21 protein-coding genes are annotated in these 17713 nt (G+C 58.9%); 9 read left to right on the plus strand and 12 right to left on the minus strand.

What is annotated here, in order from left to right:
* Window positions 1–484: 484 nt before the first annotated feature.
* The 7 genes from AXYL_RS35030 to AXYL_RS33315 form a co-directional block, all read right to left on the minus strand.
* Complete coding sequence (locus AXYL_RS35030) at window positions 485–871, minus strand: hypothetical protein (protein WP_148260771.1); 387 nt, start codon at window positions 869–871, stop codon at window positions 485–487.
* A 132-nt stretch (window positions 872–1003) separates the two neighbouring features.
* Window positions 1004–1606, minus strand: coding sequence for a hypothetical protein (locus AXYL_RS33290; protein ID WP_013397216.1), 603 nt, complete (start codon window positions 1604–1606; stop codon window positions 1004–1006).
* Window positions 1603–2004, minus strand: coding sequence for a hypothetical protein (locus AXYL_RS33295; protein ID WP_013397217.1), 402 nt, complete (start codon window positions 2002–2004; stop codon window positions 1603–1605). The genes AXYL_RS33290 and AXYL_RS33295 overlap by 4 nt, the downstream gene beginning before the upstream one ends.
* Window positions 2005–2014: 10 nt before the next feature.
* The gene (locus tag AXYL_RS33300) at window positions 2015–3118 is read right to left on the minus strand and encodes a hypothetical protein (protein WP_013397218.1); all 1104 of its coding nucleotides are present in this window, start codon (window positions 3116–3118) and stop codon (window positions 2015–2017) included.
* Between the two features lie 107 nt (window positions 3119–3225).
* Window positions 3226–3831, minus strand: coding sequence for a hypothetical protein (locus AXYL_RS33305; protein WP_013397219.1), 606 nt, complete (start codon window positions 3829–3831; stop codon window positions 3226–3228).
* A gap of 536 nt (window positions 3832–4367) precedes the next feature.
* Window positions 4368–5111 (minus strand): hypothetical protein, encoded by a 744-nt coding sequence (locus AXYL_RS34660; protein ID WP_013397221.1) that lies wholly within the window; start codon window positions 5109–5111, stop codon window positions 4368–4370.
* A 22-nt stretch (window positions 5112–5133) separates the two neighbouring features.
* Window positions 5134–5541 (minus strand): hypothetical protein, encoded by a 408-nt coding sequence (locus AXYL_RS33315; protein ID WP_013397222.1) that lies wholly within the window; start codon window positions 5539–5541, stop codon window positions 5134–5136.
* Between the two features lie 328 nt (window positions 5542–5869).
* On the opposite strand from AXYL_RS33315, the gene AXYL_RS34170 reads away from it, so the two are divergent.
* The 3 genes from AXYL_RS34170 to AXYL_RS33330 all read left to right on the plus strand — a co-directional run bounded on the left by AXYL_RS34170 (window position 5870) and on the right by AXYL_RS33330 (window position 7791).
* Window positions 5870–6547 carry a hypothetical protein gene (locus AXYL_RS34170; protein ID WP_013397223.1) on the plus strand — a complete coding sequence of 226 codons (678 nt, stop codon included), beginning with the start codon at window positions 5870–5872 and terminating at the stop codon, window positions 6545–6547.
* A 106-nt stretch (window positions 6548–6653) separates the two neighbouring features.
* Window positions 6654–6953, plus strand: a complete 300-nt coding sequence (locus AXYL_RS33325; protein WP_013397224.1) for a hypothetical protein — start codon at window positions 6654–6656, stop codon at window positions 6951–6953.
* On the plus strand, window positions 6940–7791 hold the full coding sequence (locus AXYL_RS33330) for a class I SAM-dependent methyltransferase (protein ID WP_013397225.1): 852 nt from the start codon (window positions 6940–6942) through the stop codon (window positions 7789–7791). Before AXYL_RS33325 ends, AXYL_RS33330 begins: the two co-directional genes overlap by 14 nt.
* Window positions 7792–7807: 16 nt before the next feature.
* Here the strand turns inward: AXYL_RS33330 and AXYL_RS33335 are convergent, their stop codons facing one another.
* On the minus strand, window positions 7808–8578 hold the full coding sequence (locus AXYL_RS33335) for a hypothetical protein (protein ID WP_013397226.1): 771 nt from the start codon (window positions 8576–8578) through the stop codon (window positions 7808–7810).
* Between the two features lie 23 nt (window positions 8579–8601).
* Window positions 8602–8883, minus strand: coding sequence for a hypothetical protein (locus AXYL_RS33340; RefSeq protein WP_013397227.1), 282 nt, complete (start codon window positions 8881–8883; stop codon window positions 8602–8604).
* Between the two features lie 204 nt (window positions 8884–9087).
* Between AXYL_RS33340 and AXYL_RS35505 the strand changes: the two genes are divergently transcribed.
* Entirely contained in the window at window positions 9088–9702 is a 615-nt protein-coding gene (locus tag AXYL_RS35505) for an AbiEi antitoxin N-terminal domain-containing protein (RefSeq protein ID WP_158307681.1), read from the plus strand.
* 9 nt (window positions 9703–9711) lie between these two features.
* On the opposite strand, the gene AXYL_RS33350 is transcribed toward AXYL_RS35505, so the two are convergent.
* Together AXYL_RS33350 and AXYL_RS33355 are read right to left on the minus strand one after the other, a co-directional pair.
* A complete protein-coding gene (locus AXYL_RS33350) occupies window positions 9712–10263 on the minus strand; it encodes a GNAT family N-acetyltransferase (RefSeq protein WP_049797977.1) in 552 nt (183 codons plus the stop codon).
* A 366-nt stretch (window positions 10264–10629) separates the two neighbouring features.
* Window positions 10630–11265 carry a lasso peptide biosynthesis protein gene (locus AXYL_RS33355; protein WP_013397230.1) on the minus strand — a complete coding sequence of 212 codons (636 nt, stop codon included), beginning with the start codon at window positions 11263–11265 and terminating at the stop codon, window positions 10630–10632.
* Window positions 11266–11445: 180 nt separating this feature from the next.
* Between AXYL_RS33355 and AXYL_RS33360 the strand changes: the two genes are divergently transcribed.
* Window positions 11446–11643 carry a hypothetical protein gene (locus AXYL_RS33360; RefSeq protein WP_013397231.1) on the plus strand — a complete coding sequence of 66 codons (198 nt, stop codon included), beginning with the start codon at window positions 11446–11448 and terminating at the stop codon, window positions 11641–11643.
* Between the two features lie 448 nt (window positions 11644–12091).
* Here AXYL_RS33360 and AXYL_RS34665 read toward each other — a convergent pair whose 3' ends face one another.
* The gene (locus AXYL_RS34665; RefSeq protein ID WP_013397232.1) at window positions 12092–12796 is read right to left on the minus strand and encodes a hypothetical protein; all 705 of its coding nucleotides are present in this window, start codon (window positions 12794–12796) and stop codon (window positions 12092–12094) included.
* Between the two features lie 403 nt (window positions 12797–13199).
* Here AXYL_RS34665 and AXYL_RS33370 point away from each other — a divergent pair, with 403 nt between their 5' ends.
* From AXYL_RS33370 to AXYL_RS33385, 4 genes are all read left to right on the plus strand, one after another.
* Window positions 13200–13679, plus strand: a complete 480-nt coding sequence (locus tag AXYL_RS33370) for a hypothetical protein (RefSeq protein ID WP_013397233.1) — start codon at window positions 13200–13202, stop codon at window positions 13677–13679.
* A 157-nt stretch (window positions 13680–13836) separates the two neighbouring features.
* Window positions 13837–14382, plus strand: a complete 546-nt coding sequence (locus tag AXYL_RS33375; RefSeq protein ID WP_013397234.1) for a hypothetical protein — start codon at window positions 13837–13839, stop codon at window positions 14380–14382.
* 257 nt (window positions 14383–14639) lie between these two features.
* Entirely contained in the window at window positions 14640–16238 is a 1599-nt protein-coding gene (locus AXYL_RS33380) for a hypothetical protein (protein ID WP_013397235.1), read from the plus strand.
* 268 nt (window positions 16239–16506) lie between these two features.
* Window positions 16507–17682, plus strand: coding sequence for a hypothetical protein (locus tag AXYL_RS33385; protein ID WP_013397236.1), 1176 nt, complete (start codon window positions 16507–16509; stop codon window positions 17680–17682).
* Window positions 17683–17713: the final 31 nt, after the last annotated feature.

Consider the following 17713-nt stretch of genomic DNA (forward strand, 5'->3'; position numbering starts at 1 on the left):
CCAACGGACCCTATGCTCGCGGTTCTGGGCGCCTGATGCGGTCGCTAGCCGCGCGGCCTGGGCGTCTTCTAGGTTAGGACAAAATTGAGGTACCAGAACACGTAGAGGGCGCACGAAAACACACATGCGGCATCGCAGATTAGCCGAAAGAGGACCCGCAATAGATGCTGTGTGAGTTTGATGGCAGCGAAACCGCCCACCAAATAGACAATGACGCTATCCAACACTGAGAATCTCCAAAGAAGAGTTGCATAAGAGGAGTCTCGGAGTTGTGCGACCTGCATCTGTGAGTTTCGAGCCCCATATTTGAATATAGGCTGGGGCTCTGGTCATGTTTGGCGCGAATTCAAGCCCGGGGGCGATTCATGTACAAAACCCGCCGTGAAATGGCACAGATATTTTTTTTCTGCGGCCTCAGTTGTTGAGCTGGCTGACCAAACGGTCCCTAGCGTTCGGCCAGAGGCGAAATGTCGCTAGGTCGTGATCAGGTTTTGGTCGGAGCGTCGTGCCCAAAGTCGGCCCGCAAGAGCGCATTTGTCCTTTGGAGTTCCTGCAGCCTCCTGGCCTGCTGATAGGCCGCACAATCCTGGTGCCAGACAGACCATTTCACAAACTCTTGAACGAAAGCGGGGCGTAACTTCATGAGAAAGAACCCCCCGCTCAGGAGCACCAAGCCGTCCATTAGTTCAGGAAGCATCCATGGCACGTTGCCAGGAAGCAAGGAGCTTAAGGCCCATGTGAGCATTCCTACGAGCAGCGGAATGCTGGCCGCGCCAAGTGGGGCAACAATCAGCCCTCGATAGTTGACGACGGGTTTATTCTGTTGGGGGTCTTGAAGTGCAATTTCTGTTGGTGGATTCACTTGATCCATGTTCGGATCCTCTCACGTGTAAGGGCGCCGTGGATGGAAGCCGGCTTTTGCAAATTCTATCGCGTCGAGCATGGGCTGTGGATAAATTGTGCCCGCGGTATCCCATCGGAAGGAATCGTTCGGATGTCCAACTCAGAAGCTTGCTTCCATCGGTAGGTCCGCTCGTTCCGTCGCGGCAAGGGCATTGATGATGGCCATTTGCATGACGGAGCCATCCAAGAGGGGAACTGTTGCTGGCGTCCCGTCGCGGGCGAGTTCCAGCCGTACGGTGGCCGCGCGAGTTCCGACAACCGGCCGTAGAACCTCGGCGCCGGGTCCGAGAACACAGTCGGGGCTGGTGGCCACATCGATGCTGTGAACTGTCTGGACCTTTGTTTTCACTTCGAAAGTCATGAAGCTCTCGTTCGCGTTCACGCTGGCGATCGACAGCTGGAGACCCAGGTTCACTTTGCTCTGCTCGATGAACTCTGCGCTGCATTCAAAGAGGTAAACGTGCGAGATATGCTCAGAGGTGTAGGCATGGCCATGGAGAGGTACCGAGAGCGTGCCTGACCAGGTACGTAGGCTCGGGAGTGCGGCCTCGGCAGTCGCATTGCCCACGGGGGCGCCGGTGTACTGCACATGCATCGCAACGGTCGGTATTGCCAGGTCGCTCGATGCGACTGCGGGAGGACTGCTTGCTAGCGCGCCAAGCGCTGCGATGATGAGCTTGGTGGCATCGAAAGTGGCTTTCATGAGTGACCCTCCTTGCCATGGGAAGTTGAAGTTGGAGGAAGCCCGCTCGCAAGGAGGACGTCCTTCACAATGACCAAAAGTACGACTGCTCCGGCTAGCCAGAGGGCGTTTAGGTCTAAGCGCTGAAGCAGTTCGAACAACTGGGTCGGCTGAGTGGCAATCTCTCCTGCTAGCTGATGCAGATCTACGGCACCGGACTTCATCATCCAAATCAATGCACCAGGGGCGAGTCCCAGGAATGCGGCATAGGCGACGGCCGGCCAGACCATCATGCGCGCTACGGTGCTACCCAATCTCGACATAAGGCGGGGGCTCTTGAAATAGTTTCTGCCGTTTGCGCGTAAGCACGTCAGGGCAGCGATAAAAGTTTCAGTTGCAAATTTCCGACGCTCTTTCATGAGTTGCTCCTTAGAAAATTACGGAATTTTTGCTGTAGGCGCGCTCGATATATCGGCTGGACTGGCGTGCAGCTTGCACGGCATCTTCAACGAGCCGTTGGCTCAACCCAGAGTCCGCAGCACGCTGGACGAGAAGTTCGATATCTACCGTTTGCGTGCCTGGATAGACATAGTCTTGGCAGTCGCGGATAACTTGGTCCGCTGCGATACCTCTGATCTCCAAGGGCAGACTCACCTCATGGGCCCTGTTCACTCCAAAGCGAAGTCCGTGTGCGTTAAGGGTGCGTTCGACCGAGGCAATCAACTCCGCAGATCGCTCGCGCGCGTCGGTGACCGTGGGTGCATCGGGTACCGCTGCTTTGAGTTGGAGATATCGGCCCTGGCTCCGCATGGACCAAATTGCCTCATCGACGAGCTTTAAGCTTTCCCCGGTGAGCCAGGAATGATGAATCAGGTCGAGCACGTCGGTTGAGTCGCCCGGAAAGAGCTCCTCCCGGCATGCGCGAACAAGCTCATCCGCGGCGAGCATTTGGATGACAGGCGGCAAGCTGGCCTCGCGTGCTCTGCTGTCTCCAAAAGTAAACCCGTAAGCACCGATGGCGCGCTCGACGATCTGTCCGTGACGATTCACTCGCTCTTTGGCATCCTCGATAGCCTTAGCGAGCGTGATCGAAAAATTGCGGCCGGCAGGATCCTCAATGGAGGAACAGAGGCTTGCCCAAAGGCTATATAGCGCCTCGGCGCTCTGGATCTGTCCAAGCCTCAGCTGATGGCCAATGTGATGGCCGGTTTCAGCGGTTAGCGTGCTGTAAGTCAAGGTCGGAAGAGGGGCGGCATCGGATGCGTCGTGGTGCGATTCATCGGACGGCGTGGTACTCACATCATCTGTGGCACGCGACCACAGTTTCCGATAGGCACGTACCAAGTACGGTTTGCTGACAAGAAGCAGCAGGCAAAGGGACGACAGAAATCCGGCGACCCGCGCGGCTCGATCCAATTGATCTGGGTGGGCATCCAGCCCGACTGCTGCCAGCACGACCATTGCAATCAATGCCAACAGGATCAGGGGAGGGCGCGTCGACTGCTGCTCGGGAGGGGGTGTGTTCGGAGTCATCGTCGTTACTGTTTCTGGGGTGAGGGTGGGTGGGTTGAGGCCGGCTTTGCCTAATCACCGATTTTCGAAAGCACGCCATTGAGCTTTGGCGGATCGTCATTGCGAGTTCAGCTAGTGGCACGTTGAGAAAGAGAAATCACCGTGCCGGAGTCGGGTGCGTCGCAGTCCAGCATCGTGAAATATCCCTTCCCCGAATGGTGGTCGTAATGGACTAGGTAACAGTCGCCGTGCCATTCCTGGAGCAATTGATCCATCGCCTCTTTCGAGGGTATTTCGCCTTCAGTGACGCGAAATTCTGCGCCATCGCTGCCGCAACCAGGGAAAAAGTGGCTAGGCAAGTTTGGTTCCGAGGCCTTGTCTACAGAAGCAATTGTGACTTGACAGACAATGCGCGGTCCGCCGTCGCAGTCAGCCTGGGCAGTACGTGCCTCATAGCCTGCCTTAATTGCGATGAGGTTGTGGAGCGCTGCGGCTTCCTCTATCAGCTCATGCAAGATATGGCCATCAAGATGATCTTTGTTGTAGCAGTGGGTACCCTTCAACATTGCTAGACGGAAGCTGATGGACCACGCTTGCTGGTGTTCCGCGTTGTCTGGAATCGGTTGCTCGCCAGCCTCGCGGACAGCGCCTTCAGATGAGGTCGCTGTCACCACGTCGGCGTGGACAGCTGTCATCTTGAACAGGCGTTTAAGAAGAACTATGGGCTTATTCATCACAAATTCCGCAGCTCTTCATCATCCCTGGCCATCATTCGCGCCTTTCCAGTTTCCACACTTATCCGCACTCACGATCCAAGCGCCCAGAGTTTCAGAGCCTGGCACGGGCAATTTCGACACGAGTACATCGCATCCGGAGTCGCTGGTGTCCCCCTTCCGACGCACGGAGACAACCACCGACCTGGGCGACAGCACAGTCGGTTCTCCCACGTCCAGCGTTTTGCGCACCGCATACCGCGCTACGGCCTGGCGGATCTCGTAACTGTCCGAGGTTTGAAGGACCTGCTGTGCGTTCTCAGAGCGGCCGCTCATCAAGCCTGAGAAGTACGAGGTCAAAATCGCCGCTCCCAACAAGAGCAACTTGCCAACCACGGCCCACCGTGCTGCGGGACGGGCGGGGTTTTCGTGACGGTAGGAAGAATTAATCAACATTGTGTTTTCCATAAATTTTGCTTTACATAAGATACATTATGTGTCAGAACGATACTAAAAGTAACTTGAAACGATAGTGCTCGCTGCGCCGCTTTTCAAATTCACCGTCCGAGGCCTTTACTCGGTTGAGCGCCGGTGTCATTTCCGCTTCCGAGCCGCGTTTGCTCATCAGGGCCAGAGGCTCCCGTGCCTCTGATTTCCGTCCAGAATTGATGCTCCCGATAGTCTGAAATTGCCTTCGCCGCCCACCAAAACGTGGCTGAGGCGATGACCGCGAGGAACACCGTGACGAGCGCGGTCGGAAAGACAGCTGCGAACCCGGCCCCGTGGGCCTTTTTCGAGACGGGGCCCATATTGAAGCCGCCCCCGACACCAACCGTAGGTGCCGCGAGACAAGGTGCGGCGGAATGAAAACCCGGGCTGGCCAACCGGGTCGGTGGCGGCGGGTTAGCTGCAATCATGGCGCGATAGTGGTAATGATCTAAACAAAGCCTGCCTTGATCGCAACCTAGCGCTTTGTCAAAACCGGGTAACTCCCGTTCCAGGTATTGCGTCATTTGCTCTCGCGCAGCAATCGACACACCGGCTGTGCGTTCCATGAGTTCAAAGTACTCAGGAAGAGTGGGCACGAGTCCGCGTTCTGTGGCGCCCGACCACCAGGCCAGAGAATTAGGTGCAGTATTCCGAGCCTCCTGAAGCGCCAATCCGTAGGATTGGACGAAGCGCTGCGCACGTCGTAGCCACGCGCTTTCGGAACAGCTTTGCCGGCAGGATTCTGCATTGCACGAGCAGCGCGTGGCGAACAGCGTTCCGAACAGTTCATGTATGGCGGGACAATCTTTCATCTGGTCTTTCCTTTTTCCCAAGTCAGTCGGCCACCACCTGGGCGGCACATTTACGCGTCCGGGCATGGCTCGATCCGGAGTCAGTGGCGTCCACAAACACAACTCGGGCGGGTTCCAGCATCCGTCGCGCCTCGGCTGCAATCGTGGCGAAGACCTCTCGGAATGCGCCCCCCTGGCGCTCGCCCGCGTCCTTGTCGTAACCGGTCGCGTAACGCTCCAGGAAGGCCTCCATTTGCTGGGACGCCGTCGGCGAGATGCCGGATGTCTCCCGCATAAGCTGGAAGTACTCCAGCCAAGAAGGAATGTGGGGGGCGCTGTTGGGCGCCATCCAACCCAGATCTGAGGGAGGAAGAGCCACTTGGGCTTGAGCCAGGGACAGCCGAAAAGATGCCACGAAGGCGAATTTGCGGTTCCGCAGTGTGGAGGACATCACGGTCCTCTGTGAAAATCGTCGCAATGGTCCCCGTTTCATCTCACCCATCGCCTCAGCTCCGCATGCCGCCATGCTGCGGGGCGGAGCTTCCGCCAGACGTCACAGCCATTTCGATCTGTTCGGCGCGAAGCGCGGCATCCAATATCATCGGGGACATTTTGGTTAGATAAAATGAATCAGCATATTAACGCATACTAAAAAATGTAGGGAAAAAATAGCGCACAGCCCGCTTTCTGCCATTGGTCTCTCCCCTTTCCTGCGAATTCTTTGGCGCGCATGCGGCACTTGATAGGCTGGTCCCAGTAGCATTTGGAGGACACCTAGAATGACGTCGAAATACAAATCGCAGCTGGAAACTCGCGAGGCAGCGGAGCATCGCGCTCTGATGGATCGCACAGAGCAACTGCCAGGCGGACGAGAGGAACTATTGGCTGTGGCTCGAAAAGCCATTGATCGACTGAATGAAGCTGTGATGGCTGGAGACGCGTCGGGGATCGCAGACGCATTCCGCACTTATGACGCCGTGGTGTGGAGGCTCAATGGCAATACGTTCTTCGCGAGCCGGGATTGTTGCAACCCTAAGGCGGCCGGCCATGTGGTGGATCGACACTGCGCGGCGACGCCCGGCCAAGAACCCCTGTGGGGTCAAAAAGGCGAGTTCCTTATCTCCGTGCAGGGTATGCGTGCTCGGGTTGAGATCAAAGAAGGTTTTGGCCCGCAGCACGTGAGCTTCCACTTCCATGCCGTCGACGTACACCGGCCATTCATCAGCGAAACAGGCTTCTTGTCCGCCTTCGACAAGGTGCGTTTGGGGAAGTCGCCACGTGAGTCGGCGGAGGCGATTTTTCAGGAGAGGATGAGCAAGAGGCCTATCTACCTTACGCCCTCCGCCGTTCGAAGCTGCTCTTCGAATCCAGTTCCCGACTGGTTGGAAAGGCAGCTCGGTGACTTCGCGTGCGCGCCCGTTGAGGACGCAGCAGGGCAACTGGGTCTCGGCTTCTAGGACCTTCGCGGAAACCCGGCCCCGGGCCGGGCGCGACCCGGGCGGAAATTTTCGCCGCAGGTATCAGCTCGGTAGGATGGTGCTCACCTGAACACGAGGAGCATCCATGAGCAATGATACTGGCAAGGCGGCGCCCACCACGGCATCGAATCTGATCGCGTATGGCGAGTTGGTACGGAAAATTTCAGTCGGCGCCCCCCTGCCCCAAGACCTCGGACTTGGTCGCGAGTGCTTGACGGACGTGGCCGATTTCTACTCTACGGCCATGCAGATCACAGCTTTAGGGGGCATCGTGTTGAGTGTGGTCGAGCGTGAAGACCTCACCATCGAGGTGATCTTCCTCTGTGCGAAAGCAGCGCACGCTCTGCAGCTGGCGAAGATGGAGGTGGACCATGACGCAGATTGATTCCCGCATGGCGCTGGGGCAGTTCCCCACGCCCGGGTGGGCGGCTGAGGCCCTGTACGAACGCCACTTTTCTCACCTGGGTCGGGGCGACGTGGTCTGGGAGCCGACCTGCGGGCCCGGCTCCTTCCTGGCTGTGGTGCCGCCTGAGGTGGACGCCTTCGGATCGGAGCTCGACCCTGCCCTGGCCCACGCTGCAGCTGCTGCCACCGGTCGGCTCGTGCTGCAGGGAGATTTTGAGACCGTCGCTCTGCCACTATCTCCCACGGCAGTGATTGGCAACCCTCCCTTTCAGCTGGACCTGATTGATCGCCTGCTTCGGCGCGTCCATAGCGTCCTGCCGTCTGGCGGCCAAGCGGCGTTCTTGTTGCCCGCCTACGCATTTCAGACGGCCGCGCGTGTTGCGGGGTATGCCGAGAGCTGGTCGATCGAGCAGGAAATGATCCCGCGTAATATCTATCCGGGGTTGAAGCTGCCATTGGTGTTCGCGACCTTCACGAAGGATGGCCGCAGGCGCTTGTTCGGCTTCGCGCTCTATCGTGAAACGGCCGACGTGCAGCAGTTCCCGCGCAGCGTTCGCGCAGAACTGGACGGTCACCGGGGCCCGGTCTGGGCCCGGGCAGTGGAAGCCGTATTGCGTCTGCTGGGGGGTGAGGCAGACTTGACCTCGATCTACGAAGCGTTGGCGCCGGCGCGCGCCAGGCCGTCGGCAAACCCCTGGTGGAAAGAGAAGGTTCGCCAGACCTTGCGCCGGTATGAGCGCTTCCGGACGATTGGCCCATCGCGCTACGCGCTGGCCGGCGCAGAGCCAGCGCGTGGCCAACAGCTGGCGCTGATCTAGAGCGCGCGCAGCCGAATCACCCGCCCATGCTCTGCGAGGAGCGCTCGCGTTCGTAGGAGCGCGCTTGCTCGGCGGGAGCGGCGGCTTGAAGGATGATCACCTGTTGCAGCCGCTCAATCGTGCGCTGTAGAGCCGCGGGATCGACCGCCGCCACGGGCTTGGGCGCCCCCAGGTGATAGAAGTACTCCTTCTTCTTATGCTCCGTCGTACGGTCATCCAGGAAGGTTTGCCATGAGTTGACCTCCTCCGCGTGCGTGCGCGGAGGCTCGCCACGCTGGGCGATCGCGAGGCGTGATTGCTGCATCGCTCGATCGAACCCTTCCAGCGCTTCCGCAGCCCAGTACAAGCCTCCGATAAGCTGAGCTTTCTCGTTGGGCGTCATGGACGACATCTCAGCCATATCGAACTGGGGCATGATTCTGTCGCGCAGCGTCGCCTCGTCGAGGCCAATGCTGTCGCGAATTTTCACCAGATCGGTGAATCTCATGCTGCCCAAACTCACGTACTGCTGAGCCTCGGTTTGGGTAGCCACGTTGGCCTTGTCTTGCGCTGCATAAGCTTGCGTCGGCGCCTGCGCCAAATTGACAGTCGCCACCAGTCCGCATGCGACCGCGGCCGTGGCGAACGAGCGAACCGCCTTCGACCACAGCGGACTCTCGGTGCCATTGCCCGAGGTCAGATCGATCTTGGCGTCAGGCCGGAAGAACGCCCGCGCGCGCGCGCTGAGCGTCTCCGCCATATCCACCTTCATGGAATCAAAAATTTTGACGCCTTTTGTGCGGTTCATTGAGTTGTTCTCCCTGTGGGGTGCTATGCGAACTTGAGGACGAAATCCGAGGCGGGCATGCCGCTCTCGCTGATAGGAACCACGAGCAACTCCCCTGCTTCCTCGATCTTTGCCGCCAGGGTGTCGGGCAAGGGGCTGCCCACTTGCTCGATCAAGCCGTCGGCCGCGACCCAGTGAAGGATGCCGGCAAGCAGCCGGGCGCGCTCAGGCACCCCGCGGCCAGGTCGATCCGCCACGAGCAAGCATTCAGCTCCTGTCGTCTTGTCCGAGGCGATTCGGTACGGGACCTGCATGGGTTCTGTCATCTAGGGCTCCAGGCCGAAATTAGAAAAATGAATTATAGGAATAAAACATTCTTTTGATGTTTCTCGAATGTCGATTTAGGACTCCGTCGGAATGCGCACTTTGGTTGTTCGCATTCTTTTAAATTCCGCAATAGATCGCGTAAAATTTAATCTAATGCGGAAATACTGGAAGAAGCGATGCGCGGCGATGGTCCTTTGAAGCGGATGAACACCACTCTGGCTAGGGGAGCCCCACTCGGCGTGGAGGAGTTGGCGAGCGTCGGTGTTTCGCCGGCCCTGGCCAACTACTACGTCAAGACGGATTGGCTGCTTCGGCTCGGCCGCGGGACATTTGCCTTTCCTGCAGACGAACTAGTGCCGTACAGGTGCATCGCGTTCCTTCAGGCCAAATGGCCGCAGATCCACCTGGCCGGGGGCGCCGCGCTCCGCGCGCGCGGTCTGGCCACGCCGTGGGAGCAGGATGAGGTCTTCGATTTTTGGGGGGGCGATGCAATTCGGCTGCCCGGGTGGTTCACGGATCGATTCCCGGCGCGCTACCAGCAGCGCGGCGCCCCCGCAGCTGGTACGCCTGGGCCAGGCCTGGGCACATCGTTGGTGGAGGTCGGGGGGGCCTTGGTGATGGCTTCTGAGCCGGAGCGTGCTGTCTTAGAAGTGCTTTCGCAGGGCGCCCGTGTCAGCCCGGCCGGCATGAGATCGCTGGTGCAATCAATCCGAGCAGCGGTGCCATTGCGCTCTGATGTGCTGGGCATAGAGATTGCGCAATGGCCACGGGCTGGGGTGCGCGCCGCGGCGGCCGCTCTCCAACTCGTCGCGGCATGACTTTCAGAATTAGTTGGTCAATTGCCAGTAGGCGATCGCTGCCATCAGGGTGATCACGCCGGGAATGACAAGGGATTGCCACCCCTGTCGCAACGCCCACCTGAATGGTTTTAGTTGCGCAATTTGAAGCTCGCGAGCCTGGTCCTGCACGGTCTTGTTCAAGTAGCTAAGCTCGTCTTCCGTCTCCCTCGCCGTGGAGAACTGGCGCGCAAGCACGGTGGGCAGTTCATGGACGGTGATGTTCTGTTCCCAAGCCCTGCACTCCACAAGCTCTCCGGCGGGCATGGGGATGGACATCCCCGCCAGTCTCTCTTCCGTTGTGTAGTCGAAGCGCAGGCCGAATTGCTCGTAAAAGCGATTGCGGCGGAGACCGGCCTCGCCCTTCCCTTGATCCGCCTGAAGTTTGATCGATTCCACAATGGCATCCGGCCATTGCCGGGCCCAGTGGACGACATAGTCCATGAGGTAGGTACCGATACGATGCCCGCGCAGCTCACCTGGATCGACGAAAACTGCACCCCCGCCAAGGTCTAATCCGGTGAGTTTGACGGCGTTAAACATGCGCCAATATCGCGCGGTGAACGTGAACGTGCCATGGGGGGGCGGATACGTGGGCGAAACAGGCTGACACTTCAGTCGCAGTGAAGCTTCGTGCGTGACACCCCCGCTGATACTGGGTTCTTCTTCGATTTCAACGAGGATCCAGGCTAAGCCTTTATCTGGGGCTGTCCGCTGGCGGACCTCAAGCAGATGGATGCGTGGCACGCTGTAGTTATCGCGGGGGTATGAGCGTTCCAGAGAAGGTAGCATTGGCGACGAAACAGACAGGGTTGGATGGCGGCGCACCAGAGGCGGCCACCGTCAGCGGTGTGGGCCGGGGGGGCCGGCACCTATGCGCGAGCGCATGGCGCCAGCGTGCGGCCGGGCTTAGGCGGCCATTCGGCTGTTTGGGCCCAGGACTTTGGCGTCCGGTGCCAAGTAGGCCGCCCAGGCCACGTCTTCATGATATCCGTCGGTAGGCTTTCGGGTCAGCTCAACGTACCGCTGCAGCGCCGGGTGCGGGAGGTAGGAGACAATGCCGCCGCGCATGCCCATTGTGACCTCTCCCAGGCTGCGCGAGTTTGCCATGGGCATCCATAGATACTGCGGTTCCCAGGTGACCATGGTCTTCCCGCCATCCTGTGCATCGAGTAATTGGGCCTTGAGCCGTAACGTGTTCGTGGTGACGTCGAAGATGCTTTCCCCCATGCGCAGCCAGGCATGGAAAAACGCGGCGCCGGCACCGACGGTGGTGTTGCTCGACGGAAAATGGGAAATAACGTCCCCGCCCCCGGGCCCAACTCGCCATGCGGCGTAGCCGATGACGATTTCCGCATGCACGCCGAGGCGTTGCAAGACGCTCTGAGCCAAGAGAGCTTGGTCGAAGCAGTCGACCCCTAGATTGCCACTTGCCGCCGCGCATACGCGTTGCACCGCCCCCGCGACGCGCGCCAGGTCGATCTCGTTGAAGAGCGCGTTCACTCGTTCTTGCGCCATGCGGCGTTGCTTTGCCTGCCCCATCATGCTCACCTCAGATTGAATAGTCGTAAATCCATCCTACACACCGAGCAGGCCATCCCAAAGAATTCTGCGGAGCGGCTGCAGATGCGAATTCTTTGGAGTTGGTGGGGGGCTTGATAGTTTGGAATTGCGGTCGTTAATACCAATGACCGAGGGTATGATCCCTACGGAGATTCAGGAAAAATGAACCAGATCAAAGTGATTTTCGCTCTAAGCATGTTGGTAGGCGGGGTTGGCACCGGCTGCATTTTTGGTTGGGCACTAGAAGCTGAAGGCATCAATTTCGCGGCCCTTGTTGTGGGCTTCACCGTGTTCAACTTGATTGGGGGCGCGATTCTCTTCGAGGCGAGCTCCAGCGCAGCCCGGTGGTTCAAGCGATGAAAGTCAATTCATTTTGGTCCATCATCGGTGGCTTGGCGCTGTGGTTCTTTAGTATGGATCTCGCACTTCAGTACGGATCTATCTGGGACTCGCAAGCCAACCCCACCCCGGGTGTCACGGTGGTGATGAACGACGGGGAAGAAATCTCTGGGGAGTTACGGCGTACATGGTCCAAGGAATGGATGTTGACCACGAAAGATGGGACCAGATTTGCCTTGAGCTCGTTTAGCCATATGCGAATTGAACGTCCCTTAGAGCCCAGAACGTTGTCTTCGGCATGGCGATCTTGGTTCCCGATCGCATTAATTAACTTGCTCTTCATCGCATACTTTTCTTTTGGAATGTTCCTGCGACCAAATCGACGATCCAATAAGGACCGCCGATAAACAGACTAAAGGCCGGCATAGTGCCGGCCTTTTTGCATTTGTCTAGTTTATAAGTGGGGCGTTCAGATTCTCGGGGCGAAAACGATGCTGCTGTCTTTTGACAGCTCTTCAATCCGTGCCGCCAGTGTGCTATCGATCTGCTTGCGATACTCACTAGCAGGAAACATTGGCATACACGGGCGAACGCAGCGCAGCGCCCAGAGATAGGCCGAAGCGGGATCGCCTTTCATTTTGAGGTGCAGGGTTAGATCGCGGGCTGCATCAGCCTTGCCGCCGGTCCAAGCCTTTGAAAGGAGCTGCACAGCATCCTGGTTTGCGTAAGGAACAGCCTCGCCCGCGATTACCACTTGGCCGGCCAGATTCAGCAATTCGGCGTTGTTCGCAGTACCAGGCATCGTCAACGCCTTCGCGACTAAGCGCTTAAGCTGTTCGTCGCTGAACAATCTGATGACGATCCGATCCCCGCCCGGCAACAAGCCTTTCAGCTCATTGAGCGCTGCAACGTCCCCTGCGGCGACCGCCGCGGTGAGTTCCTCACTGCGTCGATCGCTGCTGGGCGCGCCAGTGGCTTCAGGAGGGTGGACTGGCGACGCCTGAGCGCGCAAAGGGTTGGAGGCCCATTCGGCGTACCCATTTTCAACGAGAGACGAGAACATTGCGGCACCCGAGAGCGCAAACACGAGGACATAGATCCCTGCGACGATGGCATATCGCTTGGCCTTCTCGCGATCATTGTCGCAGTTACATCGGCAATAACATTGGCACATGAACCGGTCTCTGTAAGGTGACGAAACACAAAACTCGCCGAGCCTGGAACCGGCTCGCCGATCGATAAAAGAATTGATGGTAATGTTAATTCATACTGAAAAATATGAAAAGAGAGGCAGAATCTCGCAGCGTGCCGGCCGACGGGAACGTCAGGTGCTCGTCGGCCAGCCTGCTGGAACACGGGTACGGTCTGAATGCTCAGAGAACGCGGGGTTTCGTGTTGGGTACGGGCCGCCAGAGCCCGCGCCGACGGTGATGTCACTAGAAAAGTGATGCAGCTAAGGAGCCGCTCCCGGCCGGCCCTACGCAGGATTTTCCATTTAGGAGGGAGAACGCCCGAAATTTTGGTCTACCCTTTGACGTCAGTACCATGGTTTGCACAGAACAGAAGAGAGCAAAAGCATGGATACGTCGAAGCTGGATATCGCAAAGGACCCCTTTTTGTCCCCGAGCGTTGAGAATTCGGAATTGGTCCGCCACGTCGCCCCGCCGGATGGAGCAGACCCCGTGCGGATGGTGGCGATGTTTGAAGGGTTGGCGTCCCAATGGGTGTCCGTCGCTGGTGCAGCGAACGAAATCCATCCCCGTGGATCGGGGGCGCTGCGGGCACAGCTACCGCACGAGCTGCAGAGCAGTCTCGTCTATTGGCGCCGGCGGCTGCTATCCTGCGACCCGAACTTTCACGCGGTCATCAAGTTGAAGTGGGCGCCCCCTCCGCCAGACCTCCCTGGACACCCTGGTACTTGGCTCTACTCCGTCCACGTCGACGGAGTCCGCGCAATCGGCGGCACCTCTTTCGGTTCGGACAAGGCGCGCGCGACTCAGCGCGCGACGCAAGTGGCGGTAGACGCTGGCATTTTTGCCTGGGCCTTTGAGGACTGACGCGAGGCTCTCGAGCGCTTGTTGAATGCGGCTGGGATGGGCGCCCTTTGGGCACACTCCAGCCACATCGCTTCCGGGCATTGCCTTGTGCTTCAAAGTTATGGAGCGGCCGGCGCCAGGCATAGCATGGTGTGGAACAACCAGGGGGTGACACACCATGAAGAAACTCAAGCTGACCATCCGCATTGACCACGCCATTCCCGCGGACGGGCAAGACAATAGCGGCGTGACCGCGGATCTCGTCGGACAAATCCGGATTCTGGCAGATCACATCGAGAAGGTTGGCCTCACTGGTCAGCATTCGCACCTCCCCGGCCAAGTCGACGAATTGGGCTACCCGCGCACGCGCTACGTGCTTCTTGAAGACCAAGGTCCGCATAACACCAAGATCGTGCCGGGCCCGAAATGCCCACCGCCGCCTGTCGCCGATGCACAAATCAACCGCGTTATGGGCGTTCTGGACTCGCTCATGCTCGCACTGGACTGTGTATTCCCGCAGGATCTGTATTCGGCGGCGAACACCCACGCCGCGGCCACGGGCGATCGCTCCGCCCTGGAAGTTGCAGACGACTTCGCCTCGACCAGGAATCGCGATCGGTTGACCCTGCTCTGCAAATATCAATCGGCATATAGCCACGGGCTGGGCACCGAGAAAACGGTGATCGCCCGGGCCTTGGCCACCCAACGTATGTGCTGCGCGTGATCCATTCGCGGCTTAAGGGCGCGCGTCTTTGGTCGATTCTTGAGCTCGAGCGCGCATCTGGCGAAATTCTTTGGTGCGCCAGCTCGGTCTGATAGTATGGCTGTGGGGTGTGATCTGCGTCCCGCCGTTGGCAACTGGCAAAGGCTGTGCCGTCAGATCTGTATTTCGCTTAGGCCTCTGAGTCGCAATTCCACACTCTTCGCGCCAGCTGCGGCAAGCCAACTCCCGTGACTCCGTGCGCAATAGGAGCTATTGGAATGCGTATTCCCGTCACCGCCTACGACCTCTCGTCGGGGCTTTTTACCCGGTCGGCCCGCTTGTTGGGCAAGCGCTGGCCAGCGAAGCTTCGCGGCCTGGCGCACCAGCAGAATATTCTGGCGGTCGCCATGGGGTACCGCGATTATCACGACCTGCAGACTGCCGCGCACGCAGGCAGACAAACTCTCGAATTGTTGACCGTAGAGGAGCGTCAGCGTGCACTCGTGGCTAACCTCACCCGCGATCAACTGCTCGAAGAAGCTGCTGCGATGAATCTGGCTTTGGCGCTGCCGTTGGCGAAGTTCGGTTCGAAGGACCCATCATCCAGTGAGTCTGCGCAGAGCCCGTTCCTCGTTGTGCTGGACGAGATGGGTTACTACATGGCGAACCATGATGACGGTCTCATTGCAGAATTGCGCGTGATCGACGGCATACCCAACGCGACGTACCTGGTCAAGGATGGGCGCGTATTCGTGTTCGAAAAGCTGGTGCAGCTCGTCAAGGAATACAGAGCGCGCGAGACGACCGTGGCGCTGGAAGATCTCGCTCGAGGCCTAGTCAACGAAGCCATCGTTCCCGCGAAGGAAGCGGTGGAGTCTTGGGGCGTCGTGCCAAACCCCTATGAAATGGTCGAATCTCCCGCCGGCGCGCTCATGATCAGGCATGTCGCGTTCAACGCACGCCTCCCAGGCGACTTTCATGTGGAAGGCGAGGTGCGGGACGCTTTCGCCGGCCTGCTGTTGGGAATTGTCCAATCGGGGCTTGGCGAGTTTGTTTACCGTGGGCAGCCCATGTCACTTTGCGAGCCCCTAGACTTGGCGCTATTGCCTCCCCGCCCCACCTTTCAGTGCATGGAGGAGCCCGCGGGCTGGGACTTCACAGCCTTGGGCGGCGTTACATACGTCGCAGGCTTCGAGCCGGTTTCTGAGGCGCTATTTAACGATGTCAAGGAACGGGAGGCGACCTGGTCCGACGAACGCGCTCGGGCTCGGCGCTATGTTCAAGCGCACGTTGCGACGATCTGGGCCCAAGCGGCGACGCTTCGGCTTGCGGCCCTTGACGAACCGACCAACGAAGTGCCCGACTACGGGCGGGAAGAATTTGCCGCGTTGCGGCTCCTTTACCCCGAACTTACCATGCTATCGGACGGAACCCTCTACGCGTGGTTTGACTCGTATCAGGTTGAGTGTTGCTACATCAACGGCTGGACCCCTGATCGTGACGACGATTTTCTGTATTACCTGTTAGGCAAGGTTGCTGGTCGAAACCTTGGATCGGAGGAGACTAAAGAGGTCGGGCAATGGACGGCCTATGCCCTGCTCCACTGTGAACTGCTGGATGAGGCTTTCGCCTTTGGGCGGGCTGTGTTCATGTACAACCGCAGCCTGTCCAACTTGGCAAACAGGATTGCTCGAGCTTTGGGCTTTGTTGCCGAGGACCAGGAGTCCGCAGGTCTGCGTGGGAAGCCTTTGGTGACGATGCAGGATATGTTCAGACTGAGCCGGAAATTCAACGTCAAGAGTACGCCTGTTGAACAGAACCTCTCCAATCTGCTGGGAGCGGCTGGCGCGGAGATCGGGGCGAAGCCGCGGCCTTGAGTTTTTTCATAGGCGCGTCGAAGGGAGGAGCCTTCTGTATCCCGACGATGTGCAGCCTAGAGGAGTTTTGGCGAGCCGGTCACAGAGATCGAGCGCGTCTAGGCCGGGCAATTGAGATGTGTGCTGGGGGCGTATCGCCCCGTCGTGGCCGGCGCTGGCGCCAACTGCCCCTCCCGTAGTCGGAATCACTGCTCGGCGATTTCTTGCGTCCGCCCCGGCAGCCATTCATAATTGGTGCATGGCATTGGATAGATGCCTGCCGCCCGCGATGGCAAAGCTGACGCACTATCTTCTTGAATCAATCATCCTTGGAACCGAAGTCGGTTTCTCGGAGCGGGCCACAGAAATTCCCGACGAGGTGACAACGATGATGCAAATCAATGCCCTGGCGATCGAATCGCTGAAGCGCGACGCCAAACTCGCCCGTAGGCGTGACCCCTCCCTTACCCATGCCCAACATCTGAATGCGCTGGCTGCGCAACGATTTGGCGTTCGCAACTACCACGAGCTGCTGCAGCGTGTTGGCACCGAGGTGCCCAGCCAGCATTCTCGAGGACGGATTGTTGTAATCGGCTCTACCGGGATGGGAACAGGAAAATCGACCATTCTGTTGAACCTAGCTGCCCAGTTGGCTCGACTCGGCGGCGCCGCGGGCTCAAATCGGGTTCTTCTCGTGGACCTCGACCAGGGGCCGGCATCGGCCGCCAGCTGGCAGCTGGGCCGCGCGTCAGAAGCGGCCGCGTTACCGTTTACGCTAAAGAGGTTGACGCTACCCGAGTTTGCGGCGCAGGTCGAATCCTTGCGAGGTAATTTTGACTTCGTCCTCGTTGACTTGCCTCCGAACGGCGCTGAATCCATTGTCGGCCCTATGGCGGATATCGTGCTCTTGCCCACAAACGCGACGGCCGCAGGAAAGAGCAGAGCCGTGAAGTGGCGTTTAGCTGCATGGCCAAGTGAGGGTCTGTCTGCGCGATTTTTCTTGTTCGGGGCACGGGCGGGCACTCAGGACCGGGTAATGCAGAGCGTCAGGGAAATTGCTGCAGACCCACTTCCGCTCTCCACCCCGCTCCAGGTATTGTCCGTGTGCTTACCGGAGCATAGAGCAATTGCACTCGCGAACTCTCGCGGCGAGCTTGTCACCGAGATGGCGCGCCCCCCAGCTGCCTTTCTCGCTGGGATTGCGGAGCTGGTGAACGTTTGCGCAGGTGCATCTGCGCAGGCGGATACAGCGGATGGTGCCGATGTGCAGGCATCTCCGAAGGGGGTGGATCCTTCGCAAGGTGGCCCGGTCACACCGATTGACCGTGTGGGGAACAGATTGGGCGGGACCGCCCATAGGATTTTGCGAACCGGCCGCCTTGCTGGGCAAGGCGATGACTTCAAGGGAATGAAGGTGATCTATCCTGATGCCGACTCGGGCCCGAATCCATTCTCGAAGAAGTAGTGCGGCGCCGCGCCGTCGCCAGGATCGACGA

Origin of the sequence: Achromobacter xylosoxidans A8, assembly GCF_000165835.1 — a bacterium.
Lineage (GTDB): Bacteria > Pseudomonadota > Gammaproteobacteria > Burkholderiales > Burkholderiaceae_B > Achromobacter > Achromobacter xylosoxidans_B.

Excerpts from the sequence above, each read along its gene's own strand:
- AXYL_RS33325 (WP_013397224.1), top strand. The coding sequence starts at position 6,654 with ATGAGCAATGATACTGGCAAGGCGGCGCCCACCACGGCATCGAATCTG.
- AXYL_RS33360 (WP_013397231.1), top strand. The coding sequence starts at position 11,446 with ATGAACCAGATCAAAGTGATTTTCGCTCTAAGCATGTTGGTAGGCGGG.
- AXYL_RS33295 (WP_013397217.1), bottom strand. The coding sequence starts at position 2,004 with ATGAAAGAGCGTCGGAAATTTGCAACTGAAACTTTTATCGCTGCCCTG.
- AXYL_RS33300 (WP_013397218.1), bottom strand. The coding sequence starts at position 3,118 with ATGACTCCGAACACACCCCCTCCCGAGCAGCAGTCGACGCGCCCTCCC.
- AXYL_RS34170 (WP_013397223.1), top strand. The coding sequence starts at position 5,870 with ATGACGTCGAAATACAAATCGCAGCTGGAAACTCGCGAGGCAGCGGAG.
- AXYL_RS33330 (WP_013397225.1), top strand. The coding sequence starts at position 6,940 with ATGACGCAGATTGATTCCCGCATGGCGCTGGGGCAGTTCCCCACGCCC.
- AXYL_RS33385 (WP_013397236.1), top strand. The coding sequence starts at position 16,507 with ATGGCAAAGCTGACGCACTATCTTCTTGAATCAATCATCCTTGGAACC.
- AXYL_RS33305 (WP_013397219.1), bottom strand. The coding sequence starts at position 3,831 with ATGAATAAGCCCATAGTTCTTCTTAAACGCCTGTTCAAGATGACAGCT.
- AXYL_RS33290 (WP_013397216.1), bottom strand. The coding sequence starts at position 1,606 with ATGAAAGCCACTTTCGATGCCACCAAGCTCATCATCGCAGCGCTTGGC.
- AXYL_RS34665 (WP_013397232.1), bottom strand. The coding sequence starts at position 12,796 with ATGTGCCAATGTTATTGCCGATGTAACTGCGACAATGATCGCGAGAAG.
- AXYL_RS33350 (WP_049797977.1), bottom strand. The coding sequence starts at position 10,263 with ATGTTTAACGCCGTCAAACTCACCGGATTAGACCTTGGCGGGGGTGCA.
- AXYL_RS33315 (WP_013397222.1), bottom strand. The coding sequence starts at position 5,541 with ATGTCCTCCACACTGCGGAACCGCAAATTCGCCTTCGTGGCATCTTTT.
- AXYL_RS33340 (WP_013397227.1), bottom strand. The coding sequence starts at position 8,883 with ATGACAGAACCCATGCAGGTCCCGTACCGAATCGCCTCGGACAAGACG.
- AXYL_RS33355 (WP_013397230.1), bottom strand. The coding sequence starts at position 11,265 with ATGATGGGGCAGGCAAAGCAACGCCGCATGGCGCAAGAACGAGTGAAC.
- AXYL_RS33380 (WP_013397235.1), top strand. The coding sequence starts at position 14,640 with ATGCGTATTCCCGTCACCGCCTACGACCTCTCGTCGGGGCTTTTTACC.
- AXYL_RS35505 (WP_158307681.1), top strand. The coding sequence starts at position 9,088 with ATGAACACCACTCTGGCTAGGGGAGCCCCACTCGGCGTGGAGGAGTTG.
- AXYL_RS33335 (WP_013397226.1), bottom strand. The coding sequence starts at position 8,578 with ATGAACCGCACAAAAGGCGTCAAAATTTTTGATTCCATGAAGGTGGAT.
- AXYL_RS34660 (WP_013397221.1), bottom strand. The coding sequence starts at position 5,111 with ATGAAAGATTGTCCCGCCATACATGAACTGTTCGGAACGCTGTTCGCC.
- AXYL_RS33370 (WP_013397233.1), top strand. The coding sequence starts at position 13,200 with ATGGATACGTCGAAGCTGGATATCGCAAAGGACCCCTTTTTGTCCCCG.
- AXYL_RS33375 (WP_013397234.1), top strand. The coding sequence starts at position 13,837 with ATGAAGAAACTCAAGCTGACCATCCGCATTGACCACGCCATTCCCGCG.
- AXYL_RS35030 (WP_148260771.1), bottom strand. The coding sequence starts at position 871 with ATGGATCAAGTGAATCCACCAACAGAAATTGCACTTCAAGACCCCCAA.